The sequence below is a fragment of the Methylobacterium sp. J-001 genome (assembly GCF_022829565.1).
GTDB lineage: Bacteria > Pseudomonadota > Alphaproteobacteria > Rhizobiales > Beijerinckiaceae > Methylobacterium.
The window spans coordinates 1-1,449 of sequence record NZ_JAKSYN010000039.1 but is presented as its reverse complement, the minus strand read 5'-3'; the positions used below and the strand labels follow the sequence as shown (position 1 = coordinate 1,449).

The 1,449-nt window shown below is 70.2% G+C and carries 1 protein-coding gene; it reads left to right on the top strand.

Going from position 1 to position 1,449, the window contains the following annotated elements:
- Positions 1–1,449, top strand: a 1,449-nt coding sequence (locus tag MKK65_RS03690) for a PAS domain S-box protein (RefSeq protein WP_243955397.1), incomplete at both ends; no start/stop codon positions are given.

Here is a 1,449-nt window from a genome sequence, read left to right as displayed (position 1 = left end):
GAGGCGCGCTACCGCGCCGTGTTCGAGAGCGCGATCGACTACGCGATCATCGTGCTCGATCTGAAGGGGAACGTCATCGACTGGAACGCCGGCGCTACCCGGATCCTGGGCTGGACCCCGAGCGACGTCTGCGGGAAGCCTGCCGACGTGTTCTTCACCCCCGAAGACCGTGAGGCCGGGATCCCCGACCAGGAGATGCACAGCGCCCTGACCGTGGACCGCGGCATCGACGAGCGCTGGCACCTGAGGAAGAGCGGCGAGCGGTTCTGGGCCAATGGCGAGATGATGGCGTTGCGCAACGAGGCCGGCGCGGCCATCGGCTTCGTCAAGATCCTGCGCGACCGCACCGAGCAGCGCCGCAATGCCGATGCGCTGCGGGACAGCGCGTTGCGTCTGCAGAGGGCGCAGGAGGCGGGCGGGGTCGGGGTATTCTCGATCGGCATCGCCGACGCCATCCTGCGGCCGAGCCCGGAGTTCTGCCGCCTGTATGGCCTGCCGGAGCGCGAGGCGTACCCGTCGACGGCGTTCGAGGAACTGATCGTCCCGGAGGATCAGCACCTGATCTCCACCGCCCGCTCGCGCAGCAGCGGCGCGGCACCGCGGGACGTCGAGTACCGCATCCGCCGGCCGGACACCGGCGAGGTCCGCTGGATCGCGCGCAAGGGCGAGATCGAGCACGACGAGGCCGGACGGCCGGCGCGCTTCTCTGGCGTCGCCCGTGACATCACTGCTCAGCGGGCGGCGCAGGAGGAGCTGCGCATCAGTCAGGAGCGCCTGAGCCTGGCGTTCGAGGCGGCCGGTGCCGTGGGCTGGTGGGACTGGGATGTGCCCTACGACCGCATCGTAGCCAACGCGCGGTTCGCCGAGCTGTACTCGGTCGATCCCGCCGCGGCGGCGGTCGGCACTCCGATCGCCGGCTACATCGACGGCATCCATCCCGACGACCGGGCGTGGGTGGGTGCGAAGATCGAGCTGGCACTAGCCACTGCCGGTGAGTTCGCTGAGGAGTACCGTCTGCTCAGGGCGGACGGTAGCGTGCGCTGGGTCTATGCCCGCGGGCGCTGCTACCACGACGCGGCTGGCCGTCCGCTGCGGTATCCGGGGGTGTCGATCGACATCACCGCGCGCAAGCTCGATGCCCTACGTCAGGCGGCGTTGGCCGCCCTGGGCGACCGCCTCAAGGACTTGAGCGAGCGATCGGAGATCATCGGAGCCGCGGCCGAGATCATAGGCCAGACGCTCGATCTGTCTCACGCCGGGTACGGCGCCGTCGATCAGAGCCGCGAGACCATCGTGATCACGCGCGGCTGGAGCACGCCCGGCGTCCCGGCCATCGCCGGGCTGCACAGGTTCCGCGACTATGGCTCGTACATCGACGATCTGCAGGCCGGCGCGACCGTGCTGATCGCCGATCTCGCCCGCGACGCGCGCACGGCGGCTGCGGCTGAC